Genomic DNA, 23,526 nt, shown 5'->3' on the forward strand with positions numbered 1-23,526 from the left:
ACCGTGGGTTGCTGCTGTCATGCTTTAAACATTCGGCTCACGGTCGGGCCGGTTAACTTTGTTCGTTAGGCGCTCCCGTGAAGATGGTGTTAATGATTGCGGCCATTGTGAGTCTCCCAATCATGCTTGGGACTGTGTTCATGTCCCTTGGTTCGATGGGGGAACTGCTAGCAGCTCTCTATACCAACGACCGCGATTCTTGGGCCAAGGAGGGATCACCTACAACGTTTGGCTGGAACCCGCCCAATGGGGATCCCCTTCAAGGCCAGATTCCGGGGACGATACTGGCCATCAAACTCCTCTTCACCACGCCTCCTTGGATTAAAAGTATCCCCAACGGGCCTAGGATTTTAAGTCGCCTTCGAATCTCAACGGTGCTCGGCTACTTGTCCATGGCAGCACTGTTCATCCTTTTGCTAAATATAGCTTTTCTCCCGAGTGCCTAACCTCTCGTTCAACCCGGACCCAACCGTGGGTTGCTGCCATCATGCTTTAAACCTTCGGCTCACGGTCGGGCCGGTTAACTTTGTTCGTTAGGCGCCGCTGGAAGGACACGAATGCTCGAAGAAATTCGAATAGACCCAACAAAGAACAACCAATGTTGGCTTGCCTATTTGGATCTCCTAGGCGCAGGTAGATTAATTGAATCAGAACAGTGGGAAGATGTTTTCTGCATCTACGCAGAGTCGCTAAAACACTTCAAACGAGATGGATTCGATGAGCACCTCGTTTTCAAGAAGTCCTTTTCCGACTCGTTTGTTTTATACACTGCGGATGCAACGAATCTTTCGTATCGTGCACTCGATTCGTTTGTCCGTTACTTCATTATTTCGCTAATCAACAGGGAAATACCCATTCGTGGGGCTATGTCATTTGGACAAATGTACTCGGATCCAGAACACGATCTGTTTTTCGGCCAGGCCCTCCTTGAGGCATACCGTATTGGTGAAAGCCAAGATTGGATTGGGTTCGTTCTATGTCCCTCAGCTGTATCCCAGCTCACAGTGGTCGGGTTGCCCGCCAATGAACGGCTAAATTACGCAACCTGGCCAATCCCTACAAAACCTTGTCATTCGAGCGCCGAGAAGGAAAGCCACACACTTCCCGCATTCATAATGGAATCCGGTCAAGGGCTATGCTTAGGAGCGTTGCAGCGAATGCATGCCGGCGCATCTATCCCTACAATCAAACGAAAATACGCGAACACTCTTGAATTTTTATCCAAAAGCCAACGCAAACTGGTGTCGCCTTGAGGTGTGTCACGCTGGCGGTGCCTAACCTCTCGTTCAACCCGGACCCAACCGTGGGTTACTGCTGTCATGCTTTAAACAGTCGGCTCACGGTCGGGCCGGTTAACTTTGTTCGTTAGGTTCTCCATGTCACATCGAATCAGACTATTTCTCGTTGCATTGCTGATGGCATGCATACATATTTCCGCGTTTGCCGGAATGCATATGACATTGGTTGCCGTTGATTCCAAACAATACGCACGACTTAAAAGTGATCAGGTCTTTCTCGAAAAAACACTATTTGAATCCGCCGGGCCAAAGGTTCTTGATCTGGATAAAGCGTGGCACGGTATCCATTTCCTCCTCACTGGGAGTTCACGAGAGACAACAGGGCTTTCCAGTTCGGTTATTTTGGGGGGCGAAAAGATCGGTAAGGATATTGGATATGGTTCGGCTGCGTATCATTCTCCAGAAACGGTTAAACAAATTGCTAAATTACTTAAATCCATTCCTCTGAGTGAGCTGTCAAAGAGATTTAACCCGATAAAAATGGATAAGGAACAGGTCTACCCCGACATCTGGAAAGAGGAGGGCGACCAGGCTCTCGCGTATTTACTGGAATACTATAAAGAACTAGTCGCCTTCTATTCAAAGGCTGCTAAATCCGGAAAAGCGGTGCTTTTTGCGGTCACATGAACCTAACCTCTCGTTCAACCCGGACCCAACCGTGGGTTGCTGCCATCATGCTTTAAACAGTCGGCTCACGGTCGGGCCGGTTAACTTTGTTCGTTAGGCCGCTCAATGATCCCCAAATCTATCCGCATCCGCGCAATTGGTAAGTTCCTCATTGGAGCATTGGCTTTTGCTTTGCTCCTTTGGTGGGCCGCTAGTAACACCTCCAATGGCGGTGAGAGACCTGTCGGTACCTTGATTTTTGCATTCCCTGGTGCCTTCGCCATGCTTGCCATAGTTGAAATGTGCACTGGTGCCCCGTTTTCTAAAACTGCGAGTGCATGGGATTCACTTAAAGGTTGGCAACGACTCATACTCGGGTTGGTCGTTGTTTTCTGCTTCTTGGCCATGATTGGGGGCGGTCTATTTTTCTATCTTTCCCACGCGGCCTAACCTCTCGTTCAACCCGGACCCAACCGTGGGCTGCTGCTGTCATGCTTTAAACAGTCGGCTCACAGTCGGGCCGGTTAACTTTGTTCGTTAGGTCGCCTCAACCTGGAGTTCTTTATGCCTGCAACCTGGAAATTTGTCTTGAGCATTTCCGGGGTGATGACCATTCTCTCGGGGATCGCAAGCTTGGTTATGTTGGTCCATGGGAATAAAGGCGACAGTTTGGCCGATACCCTGTTCCTCATTGTTGTCCTTGGCTACATCCTTTGGCTTGTGGTTGCCCTGATGGCAGCCGTCAAGTTCAATCTGGTCAAATGGCCGGTTTGGCTATTCCTTATCCATCCCGTCGTTTCTGCAATTACATTTTTCTCGGTTAATTGGACTTCGATCTTTCCACCAAAGTCCATCAGCGCGAAATAATCAATGATCACTCATCCCGTCGGCCTAACCTCTCGTTCAACCCGGACCCAACCGTGGGTTGCTGCTGTCATGATTTAAACAGTCGGCTCACGGTCGGGCCGGTTAACTTTGTTCGTTAGGCCTCCTCGATGCGTTGGCGATTTTGGCTCCTCTGGCTAGCAGGTAACACGCTCTGGCTCTTCGGAGTCCCAATCCTCTTTGGATTCTTGGTCCACCATCAAGTCCAATCCGAATACGCGTCCGGTGCTCGCGTTTCCACTGATGGCGATTCGATTGGAATCCCGATTGCTGGCTTCATATTTCTCAATACGATCTTCACCTTTGCCGTCAACCTTATCTGGGGTGCCTATGCCCTCTTCAAAAAATGGCGATCGGCCTAACCTCTCGTTCAACCCGGACCCAACCGTGGGTTGCTGCCATCATGCTTTAAACCTTCGGCTCACGGTCGGGCCGGTTAACTTTGTTCGTTAGGCTGCACCCGGATAACTGAGGAAATAATGAATTCATCCAACGGTTCAACGCTGCTCATCGCAACCTCGGTCATCGTCGGGATTCCAGTTCTTTTTGGCTGGCTTGCTCTCATTGTCCAGTGCGCAAATGCCGAATTCAAAACCGACGGGGACAAAGTTGCTTGGACTTTGATACTCCTGTTTCTTGGGCCGCTCGGAGCATTGCTATATCTCGTTGGTGGCCGCACACGCCAAGATGCGTCACGCGCCAAGGATAAATGGGTTGTGTAGCCTGCCTAACCTCTCGTTCAACCCGGACCCAACCGTGCGCGACAACTGTCATGCTTTAAACATTCGGCTCTCGGTTGGGCCGGTTAACTTTGTTCGTTAGGCTGCAAGCGGGCGGATCTCTGGCAATACGATTCATGCGGTTGGTAACGTCCAAATTTCAAAAGCTGCTCCTTTGATCTTTCCAATTTCGGCGGTCACGTCAGGGCCAACATCGTCCGGCGTCTCACTGGCATCGGTCGTCAGTTGGTATTTTGGTCGTATCATGTGGGCACGATCTTCATTTAAGTCGGCCATCATTCGTTCTCCCGCAGTCGCGTCAAAAATTTCAGCGAGTCGGTACATGTCGCAAAACCAGTCCAGTACTCAGCCTAACCTCTCGTTCAACCGGACCCAACCGTGGGTTGCTGCTAGCTCCTTCGGGCATTCGGATATCTCGTCTCCACTCAACACCCGGCTCACGGTCGGGTCGGTTAACTTTGTTCGTTAGGCTGCATGCATTCAGCTCTTTCAAAATTCGTGTGGGATTGGTTGCGATTCGATTTCTGCGGGGTGCTTCTCTCGTCGGTCAGTTTAGGTTTCGCGTTAGGGCCAAATGTTTTGCGGCGTCTCACTGGCATCGGTCGTCAGTTGGTACTTTGGCCGTATCATGGTTGCAGGGTCAGCATTCAAACCTCGCGCCATCACTCGTTCTCCAACGGTCGCGCAAAAAATTCAGCGAGTCGGTACATGAATCAAACAAGCCCAGTTCTCGGCCTAACCTCTCGTTCAACCCGGACCCAACCGTGGGTTGCTGCAAGCTCCTCCGGGCATTCGGATATCGCGTCTCCACTCAACACCAGGCTCACGGTCGGGCCGGTTAACTTTGTTCGTTAGGCTGCACGCGGGTGGTTCTCTGGCAAAGCGTTTCGGGCTGTTGGTAGCGTCAAAAGTTCAAAAACTGCTCCTTTGATCTTTCTGATTCGGCGGCCACATCGGGGCCAATGTTTCGTGGCGTCTCACTGGCATCGGTCGGCAGTTGGTAATTTGGTCGTATCATGTGGGCACGATCTTCCTTCAAATCGGCCATCCTTCGTTCTCCCGCCGTCGCAGCAAAAATTTCAGCGAGTCGGTACATGTCGCAAAACCAGTCCTGTGCTTGGCCTAACCTCTCGTTCAACTCGGACCCAACCGTGGGTTGCTGCCACCATGCTTTAAACAGTCGGCTCACGGTCGGGCCGGTTAACTTTGTTCGTTAGGCCTCCATGTCTATTTCGCTTCGATCCTCTTCACTGGTCCTCGGGCTGATTTCGATTGCCGTACCCACATTCTTGGTAATTCGGACAAATCACTTTTCGGTGCAAACAGCATCAACAAACGGAGGGCTGGTTTGCGGAATGCCAATGCTGGCCGCCATCGTTTTCGGCACCACCTTCCTTGGCGTGTTTTCTCTGATGTCATTTCTTCTTGGAGTTCTGGCATTCCGTCGTTTGCCGATTCCTCGGTCAAAACATCGGCAAGTCGAACTCATCATTCTCGGGCTGCCCGTGGCTCTGGCCATACTTTTCTCAATCTCCCTATTTATTGTTCCGGCCTAACCTCTCGTTCAACCCGGACCCAACCGTGGGTTGCTGTCACCATGCTTTAAACAGTCGGCTCACGGTCGGGCCGGTTAACTTTGTTCGTTAGGCTTCTCCCCCGAGGCATAGATGCAAGACATCCCAAACAAGAATGAACAAATATTTGTGAGCACTTTACTCTCAGATATAAACGGGAAAACATCCTCCATTCTGGACGCTTTCTCTGGCTGGCTTGTTGCAGGGTTTGGAGCGGCTTCAGTGGTGCTTGTAAGTCAATACGAATCAATCGCCAAACACTTAGGCGTAGAAGCAATCCACCAATTTCTAATCCTTTTTCTTTGCTCACTTGCCATTGGGGTAATAGAAAAATACTTATTTGTTGGAATTACATCAAATTCTCAGGGCTTTGCAGTTGGATTTGACTTGGGCGAAAAAGCAAAGGCGAAGTCAATCACCTTAGACTTCGAGATCATCAACGCTGAGGTGTCGAAATCAGTCCTTCCTCCAATGCGCTGGCTTGTGACTAACAGCATTTCAAAGGTAACGAACGGTGATCTGATTTCGAGCACGCGTAGTTTTACTCGACTGCTCCAAATACAAGGCTTCCTCGCCCTAGCGCAAGCTCTGCTCATCATGGTTGCAATTTTTAAAATCGCCTTTGGCTTCCATGCCTAACCTCTCGTTCAACCCGGACCCAACCGTGGGTTGCTGCCATCATGTTTTAAACCTTCGGCTCACGGTCGGGCCGGTTAACTTTGTTCGTTAGGTCGCCAATGTTCGAACTCCTCACTTTCATCGTAATGATGACCCTGATGATACTGGGTTCGGTTCTTACGCATCGAGCAAGGAGAGACCCTGGGCTTTACAAGGTGGTGAAAATCTATGAATACACATTCTGTATGGCCGCTCTCTTGGTGGGCTGGCTGCTGTCTGTCGTGTTCAGCAAATCTTATGTAGGGCTAATGTTGCTGCTAGTCGGGTGCTTGGGTTTATATGACCTATACTTCAAGCAACAACAGCCCGCGGCCTAACCTCTCGTTCAACCCGGGCCCAACCGTGGGTTGCTGCCATCATGCTTTAAACATTCGGCTCACGGTCGGGCCGGTTAACTTTGTTCGTTAGGCGTCCTTCATGAACTCCCCCACAGCACTCCACCAACTCGGCCTTTTCATTTTTTCGTTTCAGCACGTTGAGAACCGGTTGAAAAACCTGATCGCCCTCATTGCTGGTGATGATGAGGAAGCAACGCAGATATTGATTAATTACATGGAATACAATCAACTTATAAAGACTATTGATGTTCTATTTGCAAGATATATCAATATTCATAAAGATGCAGAGAAGTCAGTGAAAGATGAATTCCATAATTTAATGGTAGATCTTGGAAAGCTCGGAGAGCGTAGAAATGAATTAGTACATTCTCACTACTTTCGGTGGATCGATATCGAAGGGCGCGAAGGATTGCTGCGCCAGAACTCGAAGCTTTCCAGGAAAGCTGGCATCAGTGAGGAGACTGAGGAAGAACTTCAACCAAATGCGTTCGACAACGATCTCAAAAAACTAGAGAACGCTGATGCGCACATTGAGTCATTTCGCCTGCAAGTTATCGACTGTCTCTACCCTGTAGATCGCGCCTAGGCACGGGGCAGGGTTTCTGACATCGTTTCGTCAAGCTCGAACGGTATGCTCGTTCAATGGTTCAAAAACAAATGCCCCCATCTCTGCCTAACCTCTCGTTCAACCGGACCCAACCGTGGATTGCTGCAAGCTCCTCCGGGCATTCGGATATCTCGTCTCCACTCAACATCCGGCTCACGGTTGGGTCGGTTAACTTTGTTCGTTAGGCCGCATCGCAATTCTGGGTGTTTATGACTGCAAAGAAACCAAACGCTTTTCTGGGTCGGTGGCGCATCACTGAGATGGAAGAATGGGACCAGGATTATGTGGACCTCGTCGTTCCAGGTTTCATCGAGTTTGATGCGGATGGCTCTGGAGAGTTTCAATTCGGTACGGTTCATGGTTTTTTAGATTGCCGGCTCGAAACCTATAACGGAAAGAAGCGAATGGAGTTTTCATGGCAGGGTGAAAACGACTCCGATCCTGGTTTCGGTCGTGGATGGGCCGCCCTTGAGAGCGGCGAGATGATTGGTCATCTTTTCATCCACATGAGTGATGATTCCGAGTTCTTGGCGATAAGAAACAAATGATTCCTGTGCGTGAACCCATGCGGTCTAACCTCTCGTTCAACCCGGACCCAACCGTGGGTTGCTGCCATCATGCTTTAAACCTTCGGCTCACGGTCGGGCCGGTTAACTTTGTTCGTTAGGCATCGTCCATGATCAGCATTGGCAGAGATGGTTTCGTTCTCCTCGCACTCCTTGCGGCTGTGATAGCTGTCTTTGTCGCTTTCGCTCTCGACTCTTCCAGGTCACAACGTGAACTGAAGCATTTTGGGAAACCAGATTTTCCCCCAATGAGAGCTGGAATCTTGAATTTGATCCCCGGTTTAGGCTTATGGAGATTAGGCTCACCATCCAAAGCCATCGCATGGAACATTGGCACATCATTCGTGGCAATTCTTTTGGCCATATTTTGGCCCAAGTGGTCCATAAACAATCGAATTCAACTAATCCTCACTGTCTGTCTTGTGTCTGCACTCACCGCTGAACGCACTGCTACCGAAATGTGGAAAAACCCCAAAAAATGAAATCCATCTGCCTGCCTAACCTCTCGTTCAACCCGGACCCAACCGTGGGTTGCTGCCTTCATGCTTTAAACAGTCGGCTCACGGTCGGGCCGGTTAACTTTGTTCGTTAGGCTGCACGCGGGCGGTTCTCTGGCAAGGCAGTTCGGGCGGTTGGTATCGACCAATATTGAAAAGCTGCTCCTTTGATCTTTCTAATTTCGGCGGTCACGTCAGGGCCAATGTTTTGCGGCGTCGCGCTGGCATCATTCGGCAGTTGGTATTTTGGCGGGGACACGGGGCAGGGGCTTCATTCACACCGGCCATCATTCGTTCTCCCGCCTTCGCTCAAACAATTCAGCGGTAACGTCAAATATTCACAACCAATCCCCTTTGATCTTTCACATTCAGCAGCCACGTCGGGGCCAACATCTTGCGGCGTCTCACTGGCATCGGTCGGCAGTTGGTATTTTGGCCGTATCATGTGGGCACGACCTTCTTTCAAATCGGCCATCATTCGTGCTCCCGCAGTCGCGTCAAAAATTTCAGCGAGTCGGTACATGTCGCAAAACCAGTCCAGTACTCAGCCTAACCTCTCGTTCAACTCGGACCCAACCGTGGGTTGCTGCCATCATGCTTTAAACCTTCGGCTCACGGTCGGGCCGGTTAACTTTGTTCGTTAGGCTGTACGCAATCTGCTCTTTCTAAACTGGCGTTGGGTTGGTTCGACTCGGTTCCTGAGGGCGTCTCCTTCGCTGATCAGTTTAGGTTTCGCGTCGGGGCCAAATGTCTTGCTGCGTCTCACTGGCATCGGTCGTCAGTTGGTACTTCGGTCGTATCATGGTTGCAGAGTCAGCAATCCATCCTCCCGCCATCACTTGTTCTCCCTCGGTCGCGCAAAAATTGCCGCAGGTCGGTACATGAATCAACGCAAGCCCAGTTCACGGCCTAACCTCTCGTTCAACCCGGACCCAACCGTGGGTTGCTGCCATCATGCTTTAAACCTTCGGCTCACGGTCGGGCCGGTTAACTTTGTTCGTTAGGCGCCAGCCATCTGGGTCTTTGTCAAGTTTGGTACATGTTCCGATCCCCGGGTTCGATGGCTCAACTACGGTCATTCGGTCGTCGCAAAGCGGAGCATTGTTCTCCTGGCCATACCTGGTCATTGGGCCCGCCACAGTACACGGTTCCGACTTCCGCGGTTCCGCTAGGCCCCGATTGGTCCGTTCCGCTCGGAAGCAGGGGATCATTCTTCCGTTCATCGCCCATCGCGTCGGCTCCTAGGCACGGGGCAGGGTTTCTGACATCGTTTCGTCAAGCTCGAACGGTATTCTCGTTCAATGGTTCAAAAACAAATGCCCCCATCTCTGCCTAACCTCTCGTTCAACCGGACCCAACCGTGGGTTGCTGCAAGCTCCTATGGGCATTCGGATATCTCATCTCCACTCATCGTCCGGCTCACGGTTGGGTCGGTTAACTTTGTTCGTTAGGCCTCTCGTGAAACGATCGCATCGAGTTATCCTTTTTTCAGCCGGAGTCTCAGGCTGGCTTGATCTAGCTTTTTGTTTGTTTTTTATATACGACCTGGTGGTTAGTTCTCCGCTGAAGGTGGAATTGTCAACATGGCCAATTAATGCTTTCATCCCGCTGCTGTTTGCCATGTTTGGCCTTTACTCACTATCTGCAGCCGGGGAAATCCGTAAATTACCTCTGCGCATCATCATGCTCATCTTTTCCGCGCTTATTCATCTTCTCTTTGGATTGGTATTCCACGACTCACTTTGGTCACCTGAAATGAATATAGTTTCTTGGGCAATCACACTCTCTAATCTGTTAACACTTCAACTCCCAAGTCAGCTCATCGGCCTAACCTCTCGTTCAACCCGGACCCAACCGTGCGCGACTTCCACCAAGCTTTAAACATCCGGCTCTCGGTTGGGCCGGTTAACTTTGTTCGTTAGGCCGCATCGCAATTCTGGGTGTTTATGACTGCAAAGAAACCAAACGCTTTTCTGGGTCGGTGGCGCATCACTGAGATGGAAGAATGGGACCAGGATTATGTGGACCTCGTCGTTCCAGGTTTCATCGAGTTTGATGCGGATGGCTCTGGAGAGTTTCAATTCGGTACGGTTCATGGTTTTTTAGATTGCCGGCTCGAAACCTATAACGGAAAGAAGCGAATGGAGTTTTCATGGCAGGGTGAAAACGACTCCGATCCTGGTTTCGGTCGTGGATGGGCCGCCCTTGAGAGCGGCGAGATGATTGGTCATCTTTTCATCCACATGAGTGATGATTCCGAGTTCTTAGCGATAAGAAACAAATGATTCCTGTGCGTGAACCCATGCGGTCTAACCTCTCGTTCAACCCGGACCCAACCGTGAGTTGCTGCTGTCATGCTTTAGACATTCGGCTCACGGTTGGGCCGGTTAACTTTGTTCGTTAGGCGTGCTATGAGACGTATTGTTGAAATTCGGTCGTACCTTCTCAAACCAGGGAGCGGGCCAAGATTTCACAGCCTGGTATCCAACCAAAGCATCCCATTGCTAAAAGAATGGGGGATGGAAGTCGTTGCCTTCGGCCAGTCTCTTCATAATCCAGATGCCTACTTTCTAATCCGGGCCTACAACGATCTTGATCACCTCAATTCATCGCAGGCCGAGTTCTATTCAACGGATGCATGGAAGAAAGGTCCCCGTGAGGCGATCATTGAGCTGATCGAATCGGATTACAATTCAGTCATGTGGCTCACTTCAGAGGCTATTGATGCGATCCGATATTCCCAACCCTAACCCTAGCCTGCCTAACCTCTCGTTCAACCCGGACCCAACCGTGGATTGCTGCCATCATGCTTTAATCCTTCGGTCCACGGTCGGGCCGGTTAACTTTGTTCGTTAGGTGCCTTATGTATAAATCTCAAAACGACCATTTAGCAATAGCTAGCCTTCTTATCCTCGTTGGCTGCGCTGATCCGACAGCAACGCTAAAAAAGTCGAATCTGACCCTGGGTATTTGGATGGTTAAGGACTCTGGTGGACGAGATTACCAATTTCAATTCAATTCAAACGGCACACTGTATTGGATCAGTCCTGAGTCTGCAGTAAAGAGAGGTGGGATATGGAAGAACGCAACGTGGGAATTTGTTGACAACCAAGTCAGGATTCGAATGAACAACGGATTCACTATTTGGGAAGCTGTATTGGAGGGTGAATCTATACGAGGACATGCGAGAAATCGCACAGGCCTTAAGTGGAACTGGTCTGCCACTCATTTCCCAGACAGATCCCTTGATCTTTCATTAATCGACCCAAAGCAGTTCCATGTCGATCCAATTTGAAATAGTCAAAGGTAATTCCTTGATCGCTTCTTCTTGCCCACACCCGGCACGGGCACCTAACCTCTCGTTCAACCCGGACCCAACCGTGGGTTGCTGCCATCATGCTTTAAACCTTCGGCTCACGGTCGGGCCGGTTAACTTTGTTCGTTAGGCGCTCCCCGTGCACTTGCTCGACTCCATCAAGGCCCTCTCACTGACTTCAGGAGCAGTAGTGGTCGGCGTCCTCTCGGCCGTCATAGCCATTGCCACTTCTTGGCTGAGACAACCTCTGCTCCGATGGGGTGCCTTGTTGGTAATTCCATTTATGCTGGCCAATTTACTTTATTGGTCACCGGTCATATTTGGTGACAGTTCACCTGTTGAATACTCAGCCTGGGCACTGATTTGCGTCGTGCCATGGTCCATTGTTGGCATGTTTGCCTCCGTGGTCGTCGCTCTTGTCTCTCGGCGTTTCATCAAGGCAAAACCTGGTGCCAACGCCTAACCTCTCGTTCAACCCGGACCCAACCGTGGGTTGCTGCCATCATGATTTAAACCTTTGGCTCACGGTCGGGCCGGTTAACTTTGTTCGTTAGGTCGCGTTACGATCATTACTCATTGGAAAGGTCAATTCATGTTCACTCGAAAAATACTATTTCTAGTCGTTAGCGCCTGTGCCTGGGCTCAGACACCGTACAAAGGAGAATTAAGTCTCTCTCAAGTCAAACGAGTCATTGAGGGTGGTTCTCCATCCATATATGGCGAAGGCCGAGCCACATCCCTGGGTGCTGGAGCCAGCCTAATTTTGAATCCGGCCAATACGCTGCGCCTCCGATATGAAAAATCCATTGCCGTTTCATCTCTACCGCCCTATGACCCATTCAAGGGCTCTGTTCGGCGAGACAAGGATTTTCAGAGCCTGTCTTTTGCCTACCTCCATTGGTTCTCCTCCGAAACGGCAGGTGGTTGGTTTTTTGGTCCTAGCGTTTCATTAAATCAAGTCAAACAGGATAGCAATGCGCCCATCCCTACTGAATCCACTGGTACTAGCGCTCGAGTTGCCATCGTTTCGGGTTACCAATTCGGAAAACATGTAGGCTTCGAACTTCATGCTGGCATCCCCTGGTCTTCTGCCTCCCTTGTCTACCGATTCTAGGTAAGGCAGTCAGTGGGCTCACACGGCCTAACCTCTCGTTCAACCCGGACCCAACAGTGCGATGCTGCAATCATGATTTAAACCTTCGGCTCTCGGTTGGGCCGGTTAACTTTGTTCGTTAGGCCGCTGCCAATGCAGATCAAACGCCTCAAACATCACGCGCAAAATCTCGGACAGATGTTCTGTGGCGATGAGTTGATGTTTGATTACCAACGAATCGCCCAAATGGATTCGGGGACACTGTTTCTGGACATGCTGACGGGCGATTGTCTACACAACGGTATCCCGATTTAAAAACTCAATATCGCAAGCACCTTAAAGCAATGGATGGAACATGATCTAAGAGTCCATGGAATTGAAATATCCGAAATCAAAACAGCTGATCTCACTGTCAAATTCAATACTGAAAGGTACCTCGGTCAGAAAACGAACTCCTCTTGGTCAGATCCGACACCATATTTTGTGGGTTGTACTCTTGATTGCGCTTCCAAAGTCCAGGCATTTGGCCGCGAATATTTATCCACCTATCACGATTCGGAAGAGTGGCCCGAAAGCTATTCCTGGTGCAAGGGCGGCCACGTTCATCGCGCCTAACCTCTCGTTCAACCCGGACCCAACCGTGCTCGACAACTGTCATGCTGTAAACATTCGGCCCTCGGTTGGGCCGGTTAACTTTGTTCGCTAGGCGGCAGGGCAGCCGTGCCTGCGTCTGGCGTCCCCCTCAACATGGAGATCGCAATCCAAGTCAACTCGCATTTTCGCCTTGCCTGGAGGGTCTTCAAGAGTCATTGGGTCGTGTTCGTGTGTTCTCAGCTCGTTCTCTTCGCCTCGTGGGTTGCGCTGGAGGTGACCGTTGTCGCCCTTCATGGCCTTGGAGTGGCCGTGAACGTGGCGCTTCACCTCGCTTTCGTCGTGTGTTTCAGCGGCCTTGCGGTCGGGTTTCATCGCATGGCCCTTCATGCAGTTCAAGGGGGCACGCCTGTCATAAAGGACCTCTTCGGCCTAATCCGCCGTGGTCCTACTGCCCTCGTCGCGTTCATCGCCTTCATCCTGGCGGTGGCGGCCGGTCTCGTCCTCCTTGTGATTCCAGGGCTGTATGTCGCCGTCCGCCTTTCCCTTCTCGGTTATGTGCTTGCTGCGCGACCGGTATCAAGCTTGGAGGCGTTTCGTATTGCGGCGTCGCTATCGCGAGAGAGGTCGGCGGCTGTCTGGAGCATCTCAATCAAGGCGTTTGGGCTCAGTGTTTGCGGCGCCGCGTGCCTTGGAGTCGGCCTTCTTGTTGCCTTTCCGGTATCCATCCTGGCAATGGCCGGCCTCTACCAAGCCTGCAGCGGTGAGGCCGACCCCACTGCCGCCTAACAACGCGTTGCAGCGGACTCGCTTCGCTCGCCGCTGAACTTGGTATCGTTAGGCCGTTAGAGAAACATTCCTCTCACTACCACAGCGCATCGGAGGGCTTATGAAACGAGTCACTGGCATCGGCGGCGTCTTCTTCAAGGCCAAAGACGCTCCATCACTGCAGGCCTGGTATAAGCGGCACCTGGGAATCGATGTCCAGGCCTGGGGCGGAGCTGCCTTCGATTGGACCGACGCCGAGGGCAAGCCGGTTGCAGGCACGACGGCCTGGTTGATCGACCCGCAAGAAAGCGATCACTTTGCTCCGAGCTCGGCGTCCTTCATGGTCAACTACCGTGTGGAGGACCTCCACGCCCTGGTCAAGGCCTTGAAGGAAGAAGGCTGCCATGTGCTCGAGAAGATTGACGATTCCGAGTATGGGAAGTTTGCCTGGGTCATTGATCCAGAGGGAAACAAGGTCGAGCTATGGCAGCCGCCTCAAGGCCAATGAGCAGCTTCGTTACTCACAGCCGCGCCACTGCTCTGCTTGATTGGCTAATCTCAAAGCTGAACACTGAGCATGCATTCAAAGGTTTTGATTCAAGGTCCATGCTTCGGTTCAGTTTCCCGGGTTCCTGCGATATATCTCCTTCCAGGCGTTCCCCGCGCTGCCTGACCGCTCGTTCAACCTGGATCCAACCGTGCGCGACGGCTGCCAGGCTTTAAACATCCGGCTCACGGTCAGGCCAGTTAACTTTGTTCGATAGGTGTTCCTGAAAACAATCAAGCCATGAGTCGTCACCATGTCCACACGCGAGATCTCAAAGCTGCTTTTCACGACTGTCTATCCGCTATACGTGCAAAAGGCCGAACGAAAGAATCGGACAAAGGAAGAGGTGGACACCATCATCTGCTGGTTGACGGGCTACAGCCGTGAGCAGCTCAGTCAGCACACAGCGGTCAACATTGATTTCCAGACCTTTTTTGACCAAGCCCCGGCGATCAACCCAAACAGTTCTCAGATCAAGGGCGTCGTTTGCGGCATCCGCGTCGAAGACATTCAAGATCCCATCACTAAGAAAATCAGATATCTCGACAAACTCGTTGATGAGCTCGCAAAGGGCAAATCAATCGACAAGATATTGCGCCAGTAGACCCAGGCTAATCGTATGACAGCCCCAACCATCGGATCGCTCTTAGCCAATCGCTCCCTCAGCTCGGGGCCCCGTGCAGGTTGGGACGTCCAACTTTGTTCGTTAGGTTTCTGAACTCACGACACTTCCCAAAGGGTGAACCGAGTGCCTCCAAAGCCCCCAGCTAAATTTCGGAACCTTGGTCCCAAGAGCACTATCTGGCTCAATGAAGCAGGGATAACCTCCATCGAAGAGCTTCAGTCCATGGGGGCTGTCGAGGCCTATCGAAGAGTCAAAATAATACGGATGGGGGTAACGGTTGTCCTGATTTACGCACTGCAAGGCGCCATCCTTAATTGCCATTGGAATGACCTTCCCCCAGGCATGAAGGAGGAATTACAGAATGCAGCTCAAAACCTTTAATCTCGTGGGCCTAAGCTTTCGTTCAACCCGGGCCCAACCGTGCGCGACTGCTGTCATGATGTAGGTTCCAGGCTCGCGATCAGGCCGGTCGAGATGCTTGATGAGGAGAATCCAAATGCCAAATATTGCCTCTGTCCTTAAGGATGAAATCGTCCGCCTCGCCAGAAAGGAAGTCCGCAAGGAAGTCGAAGGCCTCAAGAAGGCTTCGGCCCTTTACAGATCCGAAATAGCGGGGTTGAAGCGGCGCGTGGCGTATCTCGAAAAGCAGCATGGCCGGCTTGAGGAGAAGGGAGCCAAGAAGGTGGCCGTGGAGGGAGAAGGAGAGGGAACAACCCGCTTCCGCTTCAGCGCAAAAAGGTTCGCTGCCCAGAGACAGAAACTGGGAGTCACAGCCGAGAGCATGGGCACGCTTATCGGCGTATCCGCGCAGACGGTCTACAACTGGGAGGCGGGGAAGTCCCGGCCGCGGAAGCAGCAGCTCGCCGCCATCGCGTCCCTCAGGAAACTGGGCAAGAGAAAGGCGCTGGCCCAGTTGGCCCAACCGGCCGAATGATCTGGGAAGGCTTCATATCGACCTGATCTCCCGTTCCAGAATCGAGAAGCTGCCTAATCCGCCAAAAAGCCGCCTTTCGGCGGCTGTTTGGCGGAGAGAGAGGGATTCGAACCCCCGGTAAGTTGCCCTACGTCTGATTTCGAGTCAGGTGCCTTCAACCGCTCGGCCATCTCTCCTGGGCCATCCAGATTATCAGGATTGGCCGCGTTTGGCTTTGAAGAAGGCTTGGAGCTGGGCCCGGCAGTCGGGTTCCAGCAGGCCGCCCTTGAAGTCGATGGCGTGGTTCAGGCGGGCGCCTTCCAGGGCGGGCAGGAGGCTGCTCACCCCGACCTTGGGGTCGCTGGCGCCATAGACCACCCGGGCCACGCGGGCGTGGATCAGCGCGCCGAAGCACATCAGGCAGGGTTCGAGGGTGACGTAGAGGGTGGCGCCGCCCAGCCGGTAGTTCCGCAGGTAGCCCGCGGCGTCGCGCAGGGCCTGGATTTCCGCATGGGCGGAGGGGTCGTGCAGGGACACGGGGCTGTTGTGGCCCCGGCCCGCCGCCTGGCCCTCCACCACCAGGATCGCGCCGATGGGGACTTCGTCCCTGCGGGCCGCCAATTCCGCTTCTTCCAGCGCGAGGCGCATGAAATAGAGATCGTCGCTGGACCACATGGGTCCATTGTGGCGGCCTGGGGTTGTTCTTGGTGAAACGATTATTGTCCCGCAACCGGACTGAATAAAACAGCATATTTCTGCATAAATTTCATCGTTATACTGTATCCGGTTCCCCAAGAACCGACCTCACCACAGCCCTGCGATGCCCGTGCGATCGCGGGGTTTTTTCAGGGGGAAAGCCATGCGGGCCTATCTGATCCTCAAGGACGGCGCGGCATTCAGGGGCCGCGCGCCCTTGGGCTTCGGCGGCGCCGGCGAGGCGGTCTTCACCACGGCCATGGCGGGCTACCAGGAGATCCTCACGGATCCGAGCTTCGCGGGGCAGCTCGTGGCCATGACTTTCCCGGAACAAGGCATCTATGGAATCCATCCGGATCTGAAGGAATCGTCGAGGCCCTGGGCCACTGGCATGCTCTGCCGAAGGGTTTCCGGCACGCCGGACCACCGGCTGTCGGAGAGCGACCTAGGTGGATGGCTCAAGCGGCACCGCATTCCCCTGATGACCGAATTGGACACCCGCGCGCTCACCCAGCGCATCAGGGACGCCGGATCGCAGCCGGCGGTCATCTGGACCGAATCCGACGGCAGCCTGGAGGCAGGCATGGCCAAGGCCGCCGCGCTCCCGGACATGGCCGGCCAGGCGCTCTGCTCGGCGGTGAGCTGCAAGGACCGCTATGAAGTGGCCAACGAGGAGGCGAAGTTCCGTGTCTCCGTGCTGGATGGCGGCATCAAGGATTCCATCCTGAAATTGCTGCACTCGGCTGGCATGCACCTGGAGGTTTTCCCCTGGGATACGCCCGCCGCAGAATTGCTGGCGCCGCGCTTCCACGGCGTCTTCCTCAGCAACGGCCCCGGCGATCCGGCGGCGCTGCCCGGAATGCAGGGCGAGGTGGCCAAACTGATCGGCGAACGGCCGGTGTTCGGGATCTGCCTCGGCCACCAGCTGCTCGGCCATGCCTTCGGGGGGTCCACCTTCAAGCTTAAATTCGGCCATCGCGGCGCCAACCAGCCGGTCCTGGATCTGCAGACCGGCCGGGTGGAGATCACCGCGCAGAACCACGGCTTCGCGGTGGATGACAAGGGCCTGCCCCCGGACATCGAAGTGACCCACCGGCACTTGAGCGACGACACGGTGGAGGGTTTGCGGCACAGGACGCTGCCGATCTTCTCCTTGCAGCATCATCCGGAGGCGAGCCCGGGCCCTCACGATGCGCGGGGGGCCTTCGGGAGGTTCGTGAAGCTGATGGACGATTTCCACAAATGAATTCACAACCGCGAAAATCGCGAAAGGACGCGAAAAAACATTTCGCGGAATTTCGCGGCTTTCGCGGTTCCACTATTTTTGGTGAGCCATGCCCAAGCGAACTGATCTGAAGAGCGTCCTCGTCCTCGGCAGCGGCCCCATCCAGATCGGGCAGGCCTGCGAGTTCGATTACTCAGGCACCCAGGCCTTGAAGGCCCTCCGTGAAGAGGGCATCCGCACGATCCTGCTGAATTCCAATCCGGCGAGCATCATGACTGATCCCGAGCGGGCGGATGCGACCTACCTGGAGCCGCTCACGCTGACGGTGCTCGAAAAAATCATCCAGACGGAAAGGCCGGATGCGATCCTGCCGACCGTGGGGGGCCAGACGGCGCTGAACCTGGCCATGGAAGCCCATCAAAGCGGTGTGCTGGAGGCATACGGCGTGAAGCTCATCGGCGCGCAGCCCGCGGCCATCGAACGCGGCGAGGACCGGAAGGTCTTCAAGGCGCTCATGGATGAACTGGGCCTGGAGACCTGCCGCGGGGGCTTCGCGCACACCATGGACGAAGCCAGGGAACTGCTCCATGCGACCGGATTTCCGGCGATCATCCGGCCTTCGTTCACGCTGGGCGGCAGCGGCGGGGGCATCGCCTACAACATCGAGGAGTTCGACACCATCTGCCAGCGGGGCCTGGACCTTTCGCCCACCAAGCAGTTGCTCATCGAAGAAAGCATCCTGGGCTGGAAGGAGTTCGAGCTGGAAGTGGTGCGGGACCTGGATGACAACGTGGAGGTCATCTGCTCCATCGAGAACTTGGATCCCATGGGCATCCACACCGGCGACAGCATCACGGTCGCGCCTGCGCTGACCCTGACGGATCCCGAATACCAGCGCATGCGGAACGCGGCGATCGCGGTGATCCGGGGCGTGGGCGTGGAGACCGGCGGGTCCAACATCCAGTTCGCGCTGAACCCGGAGGATGCCCGCATCATCGTCATCGAGATGAATCCGCGGGTTTCCCGCAGCTCTGCGCTGGCCTCGAAGGCCACGGGCTTTCCCATCGCCTGGGTGGCCACGAAACTCGCGCTGGGCTACCGGCTCTGGGAATTGCCGAATGTGATCACGGGCCGCACCAAGGCCGCCTTCGAACCGGTCCTGGATTACATCGTCGTCAAGATCCCCCGCTTCACCTTCGAGAAATTCCCCCAGGCCGAGAAGGTGCTGGGAACCCAGATGAAGAGCGTCGGCGAAGTCATGGCCATCGGCCGGACTTTCCAGGAAGCCCTGCAGAAAGGCTTGCGCTCGCTGGAGGAAGGCCACCAGGGCTTCAGCGGCGCCATGGAAGGAAAGCTGGACCTGGCGCGGCTCCGCGAGCATCTCCTGATTCCGGGGCCCGAGCGGGTCTTCTGGCTCTACCACGCCCTGAAAGCCGGCCACCGGGTGGAGGAATTGCACCGCCTGACGAAGATCGCCGAGTGGTTCCTGAGGGAAATGGAGGAGATCGTGGTCCTCGAGGGGCGCCTCCGGGGCTTCGGGCTGGAGCGCCTGCCCGGAGACCTGCTGGAGAAGGCCAAGCGGGCGGGGTTCAGCGACGGGCAGATCGCGGCCTGCTGCGGCGGGGCCGACACCGAGGTGAAAGCCCGCCGGCATGCCCTGGGCATCCATCCGGTCTTCAAGCGCGTGGACACCTGCGCGGGGGAATTCGAAGCGGAAACACCCTATCTGTACTCCACCTGGGAATACGGCCAGGAAGGCGAAACGGATGGCAACGAGGCACCGCCGTCGGGCCGTAAAAAGGCCATCGTTTTGGGCAGCGGCCCCAACCGCATCGGGCAGGGCGTGGAGTTCGACTGCTGCTGCGTGCAGGCGGTGGAGGCCATCCGCTCCGCCGGGGTGGAGGCCATCCTCATCAACTGCAATCCCGAGACCGTCAGCACGGATTTCGACACCTCCGACCGGCTCTATTTCGAGCCGCTCACCCATGAACACGTCAAAGCCATCGTGCGGCGCGAGGCCCAGAACGGGGACCTGCTGGGCGTCTTCACGCAGTTCGGAGGCCAGACCCCGCTGAAACTGTCCGGGCGCCTGCATGCCGAAGGCGTGCCGCTGCTGGGGACTTCACACCAGACGATCATGGATGCCGAGGACCGCGAACGCTTTGGCCATGTGCTCTCGCGCCTCGACATTCCGGTGGCCAAGTGGGGCATGGCGTTCAGTTTCGATCAGGCCCGCGCCGTGGCCCATCAAATCGGATATCCGGTCATGGTGCGGCCCAGTTTCGTATTGGGCGGCCGCGCCATGGCCGTGGTGTTCGATGACGAAGGACTTTCAAAATACATGCGCGAGGCCACCGCAGTGAACGAGGACCAGCCGGTGCTGCTGGACCGCTACCTGGACGGCGCGCAGGAACTGGACGTGGACCTGGTCTGCGATGGCCAGGAAGTCCGCATCGCCGGGGTCATGGCCCACATCGAAGAGGCCGGCATCCACAGCGGCGACAGCTTCGCGGTGTTCCCTGCCATGGGCGTCGAAGAATCCGTGCTCGAAACGGTGCGGATGCAGAGCCGGAAACTGGCGCTGGAACTGGGCGTCCATGGCCTGATGAACCTGCAATGGGCCATCAAGGACGGCATCGCCTACTGCCTGGAAGCCAATCCAAGGGCCAGCCGCACGGTGCCCTTCATCAGCAAGGCCACGGGCGTGAATTGGGCGGGCGTCGCCGCGCGCATCGGCCTCGGCCAATCCCTGTCCGAGCAGAACATCAGCGATGGGGAAGCCCTGGCCGTGGCGGTCAAGGGCGTTGTCTTCCCCTTCGCCAAGTTCCCCGGCGTGGATCCGGTGCTGGGCCCCGAAATGAAGTCCACGGGCGAGGTCATGGGCATCGGCGGCACCTTCGGCGAAGCCTATGCGAAGGCCCTGATCGCCGCGGGCGTGCCCCTGCCGCTTTCGGGCACCGTGTTCCTCAGCGTCAACGACCACGACAAGCCGAAACTCTCCGAATTGGCGAAGAAGCTCACGGCCCTTGGATTCGCGCTCTGCGCCACCGAGGGCACCGCGCGCCATTTGGAACATGCGGACGACCTCAAAGTGCGCCATATCTTCAAGGTCAACGAAGGGCGTCCCCATGCGGTGGACCTCTTGAAAAACGGCGAGATCGACTGGGTCATCAACACGCCCCTGGGCCGCGAGGCCTATTTCGACGAGGGCGCCATCCGCAAGGAATCCCTGCGGCTGAAAATCCCCTGCCTCACCAACCTCAACGCCGCGCTGGCCGCCTGCGAAGCCGTGGAGACTCTGCGGGGGGAGACGCGGGTGCGGCGGCTTCAGAGCCTGATGCGGCCGTGACCGCAGTCACCCCTCCTGCGCTCTAGAGTTTCAAGGTGGCGGCGTCTGGATCCAGCCGCGCGGAGATGACCATGGAAAGCCTGCTCGCGGGCCTCGAGCCCCAAACGCTTTGGGATTATTTTTCGGAGCTTTCAAAGATCCCCAGGGGGTCCAAGAACGAGGCGGCCGCGGCCGAATGGGTGGCCGAGCAGGGCCGCGGGCTCGGCTGCAAGGTCGAGCGCGATGAAGTGGGCAACGTGCTCATCCGCAAGGCCGCTTCGCCTGGCCGCGAAGGCCGCCCTGTGGCCTGCCTCCAGGCGCACGTGGACATGGTCTGCGAAAAGAATGAAAACACCTCCCACGACTTCACGCGCGATCCCATCCGGCTGGTTCGGGACGGGGATCTGCTGCGGGCCAGCGGCACCACGCTGGGCGCCGACAACGGCATCGGGGTCTGCGCAGCGCTGGCGGTGCTGGCGAGCCGCGACATCGAGCACGGCCCCTTGGAAGTCATCGTGACCATCGACGAGGAGACGGGCCTCACCGGCGCCAACGGCATCCAGCCGGGCTGGCTGCAAGCGAAGTACCTGCTCAATCTGGACAGCGAAGAAGAAGGTTTCCTGACCATCGGCTGCGCCGGGGGCGAGGACACCATCGCCACGCGCAGGCTGTCCATGGAGCCGCCTAAGTCAGGCACCCGCCCCTATCGCCTGAAGGTCTCCGGACTGAAGGGCGGTCACTCCGGCATCGACATCCATGCAGGCCGGGGCAATGCCATCCGATTGCTGGCCCAGGCGCTCCGGGCCCTGAAACCGGGATTCGAATTCCAGTTGGCCTCCATCAGGGGCGGCAACAAGCGCAATGCCATCCCCCGCGAGGCCTTCGCCGTCCTGTTCCTGGATCCGGCCCAGGAATCGGCGTTCCAGGCCGAATTGGCCCGCCATGAGTCGCACTGGAAAGCCGCCTTCGGCGCATTCGACCCGGGCCTCGCCTTCGCCCTGGAGCCGGGCCAGGGGGACCGGGCCATGTCCGAGCCGGATGCGGCCGCGGTCCTCTGCCTCCTGCTGGCGCTTCCACACGGCGTGGAAGCCATGAGCCCAGGCATCGCCGGGCTGGTGCAGACCTCCACCAACCTGGGCGTCATCGAAACCTCCGAAGGCTCCGTGGAGGTCAACCTGCTCACCCGCAGTTCCATCAATGCGTCCAAGGTAGCGCTGGGGGAGCGCATCGCCGCGATCTGCGCGCTGGCGGGTTTCGAATCCCGGCGCTCGGGCGGCTACCCGGGCTGGAAGCCGGAGCCGGATGCCTCGCTTGTGAAACTCGTCAATGATGCGAACCAACAGGTCTTCGGCAAGGCGCTCAACATCGTGGCGATCCATGCCGGCCTGGAATGCGGCTTGATCGGCGAAAAATATCCCGGAATGGAGATGGTCTCCTTCGGGCCGAACATGTGGGATGTGCACACGCCCGACGAGCACGTGAGCCTTCCTTCGGTGGAAGCTTTCTGGAAGCTGCTGGTGGCGGTGCTGGAGCGGGTCTGATCCGGATTCCCCGCCCTGGAGGAATCAATCGCCAGCGCTTGCCAGGTCGAGAGATACTGCAACGCTGGAGCGCTCATGACCGGCAACCTCGACGACCGCATCAAGTCCTTCATGGCTTCGGGCCCCTACGCGGTGGTCGGAGCCAGCCCGGACCGCGGGAAATACGGCAACAAAGTGCTGCGGGCCTACCAGCAGCGCGGGATGGAGGTCTACCCCATCAATCCCAGGGCCTTGGAGATCGAGGGGCTGAAGGCCTATGCCACCCTGGCGGATGTGCCGGTGAAGCTGCGCGCGCTCTCCGTCATCACGCCACCGGCCATCACGGAACAAGTGGTGGAAGCCGCCGCCGCCGCCGGAATCCGCATGGTCTGGATGCAGCCGGGCGCCGAAAGTTACGAAGCCATCCGGAAGGCCGAGGAGCTGGGAATGGAGGTCATCGCCGGCGGTCCCTGTTTCCTGGTGCTGGCGCATTACAGGGAATTCTGATGCTTGATCAGGCGCCGCCCATCCAGGTGAATGCTTTGAAGGCCGCCCAACCGACCACCGCGCCAAAGGGCAGATCGATGAGGTAGTGCTGCTTGGTGAACAGGCAGGAGATGGCTATGAGCACGGGGAACGCGAAGGCCGCGGGGCCCAGGCTGGCCTTGGCGTGGAAGGCGGTGAGCACGGCCACGGACACATGCATGCTGGGAAAACAGTTGGAGGGCGCGTCGAACTTCTGCACGAAGCGCAGAAAGCGTCTGGATAGGCCATCGCCCTGGGCGAGCTCCCGCCAGCGCTCCGGCGTTTCGACCGGAAACAGCAGGAAGAAAGCCATCTGAATTCCCAGCAGCACGAAGAAACTCATGGCCAGGTGGTTGAAGTGCCGGGGCGAGCCCACCACCCAGTTCAGGTAGACGATGGCCGGGTAGTAGAGGAAGCTGTAGACCCAAGCCCACACGGGCCAGAAGGGGATCAGGTCATCCACCTTGGTGCTGAACCGGAGCACGGGCCGCAGGCGCTGGCGCTGGCACCAGAAGTAGAACTGGTAGACCCCGAAAATGAGGAAGAGGGTCATGAACAGATGGATCAAGTAGTCGCTGCGCTGCATTGCG

General features: G+C 55.9%; 24 protein-coding genes and 1 tRNA gene. 19 read left to right on the forward strand and 6 right to left on the reverse strand.

What is annotated here, in order from left to right; translation table 11 throughout:
- Window positions 1-557 precede the first annotated feature (557 nt).
- The 4 genes from IPQ13_13830 to IPQ13_13845 all read left to right on the forward strand — a co-directional run bounded on the left by IPQ13_13830 (window position 558) and on the right by IPQ13_13845 (window position 3,511).
- On the forward strand, window positions 558-1,253 hold the full coding sequence (locus IPQ13_13830) for a hypothetical protein (GenBank protein MBL0211970.1): 696 nt from the start codon (window positions 558-560) through the stop codon (window positions 1,251-1,253).
- Window positions 1,254-1,454: 201 nt separating this feature from the next.
- Window positions 1,455-1,925, forward strand: coding sequence for a YfbM family protein (locus tag IPQ13_13835; protein MBL0211971.1), 471 nt, complete (start codon window positions 1,455-1,457; stop codon window positions 1,923-1,925).
- Window positions 1,926-2,468: 543 nt separating this feature from the next.
- Window positions 2,469-2,771, forward strand: coding sequence for a hypothetical protein (locus IPQ13_13840; protein ID MBL0211972.1), 303 nt, complete (start codon window positions 2,469-2,471; stop codon window positions 2,769-2,771).
- A 497-nt stretch (window positions 2,772-3,268) separates the two neighbouring features.
- Window positions 3,269-3,511, forward strand: a complete 243-nt coding sequence (locus tag IPQ13_13845; protein MBL0211973.1) for a PLDc N-terminal domain-containing protein — start codon at window positions 3,269-3,271, stop codon at window positions 3,509-3,511.
- A gap of 132 nt (window positions 3,512-3,643) precedes the next feature.
- On the opposite strand, the gene IPQ13_13850 is transcribed toward IPQ13_13845, so the two are convergent.
- Together IPQ13_13850 and IPQ13_13855 are read right to left on the reverse strand one after the other, a co-directional pair.
- The gene (locus tag IPQ13_13850) at window positions 3,644-3,853 is read right to left on the reverse strand and encodes a hypothetical protein (GenBank protein MBL0211974.1); all 210 of its coding nucleotides are present in this window, start codon (window positions 3,851-3,853) and stop codon (window positions 3,644-3,646) included.
- Window positions 3,854-4,433: 580 nt separating this feature from the next.
- Window positions 4,434-4,625, reverse strand: a complete 192-nt coding sequence (locus IPQ13_13855) for a hypothetical protein (GenBank protein ID MBL0211975.1) — start codon at window positions 4,623-4,625, stop codon at window positions 4,434-4,436.
- A gap of 265 nt (window positions 4,626-4,890) precedes the next feature.
- Between IPQ13_13855 and IPQ13_13860 the strand changes: the two genes are divergently transcribed.
- The 4 genes from IPQ13_13860 to IPQ13_13875 all read left to right on the forward strand — a co-directional run bounded on the left by IPQ13_13860 (window position 4,891) and on the right by IPQ13_13875 (window position 7,274).
- Window positions 4,891-5,085 (forward strand): hypothetical protein, encoded by a 195-nt coding sequence (locus IPQ13_13860; GenBank protein MBL0211976.1) that lies wholly within the window; start codon window positions 4,891-4,893, stop codon window positions 5,083-5,085.
- Window positions 5,086-5,196: 111 nt separating this feature from the next.
- Complete coding sequence (locus tag IPQ13_13865) at window positions 5,197-5,742, forward strand: hypothetical protein (GenBank protein MBL0211977.1); 546 nt, start codon at window positions 5,197-5,199, stop codon at window positions 5,740-5,742.
- A 456-nt stretch (window positions 5,743-6,198) separates the two neighbouring features.
- Window positions 6,199-6,705, forward strand: coding sequence for a hypothetical protein (locus tag IPQ13_13870; protein ID MBL0211978.1), 507 nt, complete (start codon window positions 6,199-6,201; stop codon window positions 6,703-6,705).
- Between the two features lie 230 nt (window positions 6,706-6,935).
- Window positions 6,936-7,274: a hypothetical protein gene (locus IPQ13_13875; GenBank protein ID MBL0211979.1), complete on the forward strand. Its 339-nt coding sequence runs from the start codon at window positions 6,936-6,938 to the stop codon at window positions 7,272-7,274.
- A gap of 786 nt (window positions 7,275-8,060) precedes the next feature.
- Here the strand turns inward: IPQ13_13875 and IPQ13_13880 are convergent.
- On the reverse strand, window positions 8,061-8,267 hold the full coding sequence (locus IPQ13_13880) for a hypothetical protein (protein MBL0211980.1): 207 nt from the start codon (window positions 8,265-8,267) through the stop codon (window positions 8,061-8,063).
- A 1,468-nt stretch (window positions 8,268-9,735) separates the two neighbouring features.
- On the opposite strand from IPQ13_13880, the gene IPQ13_13885 reads away from it, so the two are divergent.
- From IPQ13_13885 to IPQ13_13915, 7 genes are all read left to right on the forward strand, one after another.
- Window positions 9,736-10,074 carry a hypothetical protein gene (locus tag IPQ13_13885; protein ID MBL0211981.1) on the forward strand — a complete coding sequence of 113 codons (339 nt, stop codon included), beginning with the start codon at window positions 9,736-9,738 and terminating at the stop codon, window positions 10,072-10,074.
- A gap of 126 nt (window positions 10,075-10,200) precedes the next feature.
- Complete coding sequence (locus tag IPQ13_13890) at window positions 10,201-10,539, forward strand: NIPSNAP family protein (protein ID MBL0211982.1); 339 nt, start codon at window positions 10,201-10,203, stop codon at window positions 10,537-10,539.
- 2,406 nt (window positions 10,540-12,945) lie between these two features.
- Window positions 12,946-13,578, forward strand: coding sequence for a hypothetical protein (locus IPQ13_13895; GenBank protein ID MBL0211983.1), 633 nt, complete (start codon window positions 12,946-12,948; stop codon window positions 13,576-13,578).
- A 100-nt stretch (window positions 13,579-13,678) separates the two neighbouring features.
- Window positions 13,679-14,065 (forward strand): VOC family protein, encoded by a 387-nt coding sequence (locus tag IPQ13_13900; GenBank protein ID MBL0211984.1) that lies wholly within the window; start codon window positions 13,679-13,681, stop codon window positions 14,063-14,065.
- A 292-nt stretch (window positions 14,066-14,357) separates the two neighbouring features.
- Window positions 14,358-14,708, forward strand: a complete 351-nt coding sequence (locus IPQ13_13905; protein MBL0211985.1) for a DUF2200 domain-containing protein — start codon at window positions 14,358-14,360, stop codon at window positions 14,706-14,708.
- Between the two features lie 144 nt (window positions 14,709-14,852).
- Window positions 14,853-15,110, forward strand: a complete 258-nt coding sequence (locus IPQ13_13910; protein ID MBL0211986.1) for a TfoX/Sxy family protein — start codon at window positions 14,853-14,855, stop codon at window positions 15,108-15,110.
- Between the two features lie 115 nt (window positions 15,111-15,225).
- Window positions 15,226-15,663 carry a helix-turn-helix transcriptional regulator gene (locus IPQ13_13915; protein ID MBL0211987.1) on the forward strand — a complete coding sequence of 146 codons (438 nt, stop codon included), beginning with the start codon at window positions 15,226-15,228 and terminating at the stop codon, window positions 15,661-15,663.
- Between the two features lie 88 nt (window positions 15,664-15,751).
- Here IPQ13_13915 and IPQ13_13920 read toward each other — a convergent pair.
- Both IPQ13_13920 and IPQ13_13925 read right to left on the reverse strand, forming a co-directional pair.
- A tRNA-Ser gene (locus tag IPQ13_13920) sits at window positions 15,752-15,839 on the reverse strand.
- 16 nt (window positions 15,840-15,855) lie between these two features.
- Window positions 15,856-16,317 carry a nucleoside deaminase gene (locus IPQ13_13925; GenBank protein MBL0211988.1) on the reverse strand — a complete coding sequence of 154 codons (462 nt, stop codon included), beginning with the start codon at window positions 16,315-16,317 and terminating at the stop codon, window positions 15,856-15,858.
- 184 nt (window positions 16,318-16,501) lie between these two features.
- Between IPQ13_13925 and carA the strand changes: the two genes are divergently transcribed.
- From carA to IPQ13_13945, 4 genes are all read left to right on the forward strand, one after another.
- Window positions 16,502-17,584, forward strand: a complete 1,083-nt coding sequence (gene carA, locus IPQ13_13930; protein MBL0211989.1) for a glutamine-hydrolyzing carbamoyl-phosphate synthase small subunit — start codon at window positions 16,502-16,504, stop codon at window positions 17,582-17,584.
- An 88-nt stretch (window positions 17,585-17,672) separates the two neighbouring features.
- Window positions 17,673-20,912 (forward strand): carbamoyl-phosphate synthase large subunit, encoded by a 3,240-nt coding sequence (carB, locus tag IPQ13_13935; protein MBL0211990.1) that lies wholly within the window; start codon window positions 17,673-17,675, stop codon window positions 20,910-20,912.
- Window positions 20,913-20,983: 71 nt separating this feature from the next.
- Window positions 20,984-22,432 carry an aminoacyl-histidine dipeptidase gene (locus IPQ13_13940; protein MBL0211991.1) on the forward strand — a complete coding sequence of 483 codons (1,449 nt, stop codon included), beginning with the start codon at window positions 20,984-20,986 and terminating at the stop codon, window positions 22,430-22,432.
- Between the two features lie 75 nt (window positions 22,433-22,507).
- Window positions 22,508-22,918 carry a CoA-binding protein gene (locus IPQ13_13945; protein ID MBL0211992.1) on the forward strand — a complete coding sequence of 137 codons (411 nt, stop codon included), beginning with the start codon at window positions 22,508-22,510 and terminating at the stop codon, window positions 22,916-22,918.
- Window positions 22,919-22,925: 7 nt separating this feature from the next.
- Here the strand turns inward: IPQ13_13945 and IPQ13_13950 are convergent, their stop codons facing one another.
- Complete coding sequence (locus tag IPQ13_13950; GenBank protein ID MBL0211993.1) at window positions 22,926-23,522, reverse strand: phosphatase PAP2 family protein; 597 nt, start codon at window positions 23,520-23,522, stop codon at window positions 22,926-22,928.
- Window positions 23,523-23,526: the final 4 nt, after the last annotated feature.

The sequence above is a fragment of the Holophagaceae bacterium genome, from assembly GCA_016720465.1.
Classification (GTDB): Bacteria; Acidobacteriota; Holophagae; order Holophagales; family Holophagaceae; genus JANXPB01.

Excerpts from the sequence above, each read along its gene's own strand:
- IPQ13_13885 (MBL0211981.1), top strand. The coding sequence starts at position 9,736 with ATGACTGCAAAGAAACCAAACGCTTTTCTGGGTCGGTGGCGCATCACT.
- IPQ13_13830 (MBL0211970.1), top strand. The coding sequence starts at position 558 with ATGCTCGAAGAAATTCGAATAGACCCAACAAAGAACAACCAATGTTGG.
- IPQ13_13845 (MBL0211973.1), top strand. The coding sequence starts at position 3,269 with ATGAATTCATCCAACGGTTCAACGCTGCTCATCGCAACCTCGGTCATC.
- IPQ13_13895 (MBL0211983.1), top strand. The coding sequence starts at position 12,946 with ATGGAGATCGCAATCCAAGTCAACTCGCATTTTCGCCTTGCCTGGAGG.
- carB (MBL0211990.1), top strand. The coding sequence starts at position 17,673 with ATGCCCAAGCGAACTGATCTGAAGAGCGTCCTCGTCCTCGGCAGCGGC.
- IPQ13_13940 (MBL0211991.1), top strand. The coding sequence starts at position 20,984 with ATGGAAAGCCTGCTCGCGGGCCTCGAGCCCCAAACGCTTTGGGATTAT.
- IPQ13_13870 (MBL0211978.1), top strand. The coding sequence starts at position 6,199 with ATGAACTCCCCCACAGCACTCCACCAACTCGGCCTTTTCATTTTTTCG.
- IPQ13_13915 (MBL0211987.1), top strand. The coding sequence starts at position 15,226 with ATGCCAAATATTGCCTCTGTCCTTAAGGATGAAATCGTCCGCCTCGCC.
- IPQ13_13840 (MBL0211972.1), top strand. The coding sequence starts at position 2,469 with ATGCCTGCAACCTGGAAATTTGTCTTGAGCATTTCCGGGGTGATGACC.
- IPQ13_13860 (MBL0211976.1), top strand. The coding sequence starts at position 4,891 with ATGCTGGCCGCCATCGTTTTCGGCACCACCTTCCTTGGCGTGTTTTCT.
- IPQ13_13880 (MBL0211980.1), bottom strand. The coding sequence starts at position 8,267 with ATGATGGCCGATTTGAAAGAAGGTCGTGCCCACATGATACGGCCAAAA.
- IPQ13_13900 (MBL0211984.1), top strand. The coding sequence starts at position 13,679 with ATGAAACGAGTCACTGGCATCGGCGGCGTCTTCTTCAAGGCCAAAGAC.
- IPQ13_13905 (MBL0211985.1), top strand. The coding sequence starts at position 14,358 with ATGTCCACACGCGAGATCTCAAAGCTGCTTTTCACGACTGTCTATCCG.
- IPQ13_13925 (MBL0211988.1), bottom strand. The coding sequence starts at position 16,317 with ATGTGGTCCAGCGACGATCTCTATTTCATGCGCCTCGCGCTGGAAGAA.
- IPQ13_13855 (MBL0211975.1), bottom strand. The coding sequence starts at position 4,625 with ATGTACCGACTCGCTGAAATTTTTGCTGCGACGGCGGGAGAACGAAGG.
- IPQ13_13945 (MBL0211992.1), top strand. The coding sequence starts at position 22,508 with ATGACCGGCAACCTCGACGACCGCATCAAGTCCTTCATGGCTTCGGGC.
- IPQ13_13875 (MBL0211979.1), top strand. The coding sequence starts at position 6,936 with ATGACTGCAAAGAAACCAAACGCTTTTCTGGGTCGGTGGCGCATCACT.
- IPQ13_13950 (MBL0211993.1), bottom strand. The coding sequence starts at position 23,522 with ATGCAGCGCAGCGACTACTTGATCCATCTGTTCATGACCCTCTTCCTC.
- IPQ13_13865 (MBL0211977.1), top strand. The coding sequence starts at position 5,197 with ATGCAAGACATCCCAAACAAGAATGAACAAATATTTGTGAGCACTTTA.
- IPQ13_13890 (MBL0211982.1), top strand. The coding sequence starts at position 10,201 with ATGAGACGTATTGTTGAAATTCGGTCGTACCTTCTCAAACCAGGGAGC.
- IPQ13_13835 (MBL0211971.1), top strand. The coding sequence starts at position 1,455 with ATGACATTGGTTGCCGTTGATTCCAAACAATACGCACGACTTAAAAGT.
- carA (MBL0211989.1), top strand. The coding sequence starts at position 16,502 with ATGCGGGCCTATCTGATCCTCAAGGACGGCGCGGCATTCAGGGGCCGC.
- IPQ13_13850 (MBL0211974.1), bottom strand. The coding sequence starts at position 3,853 with ATGTACCGACTCGCTGAAATTTTTGACGCGACTGCGGGAGAACGAATG.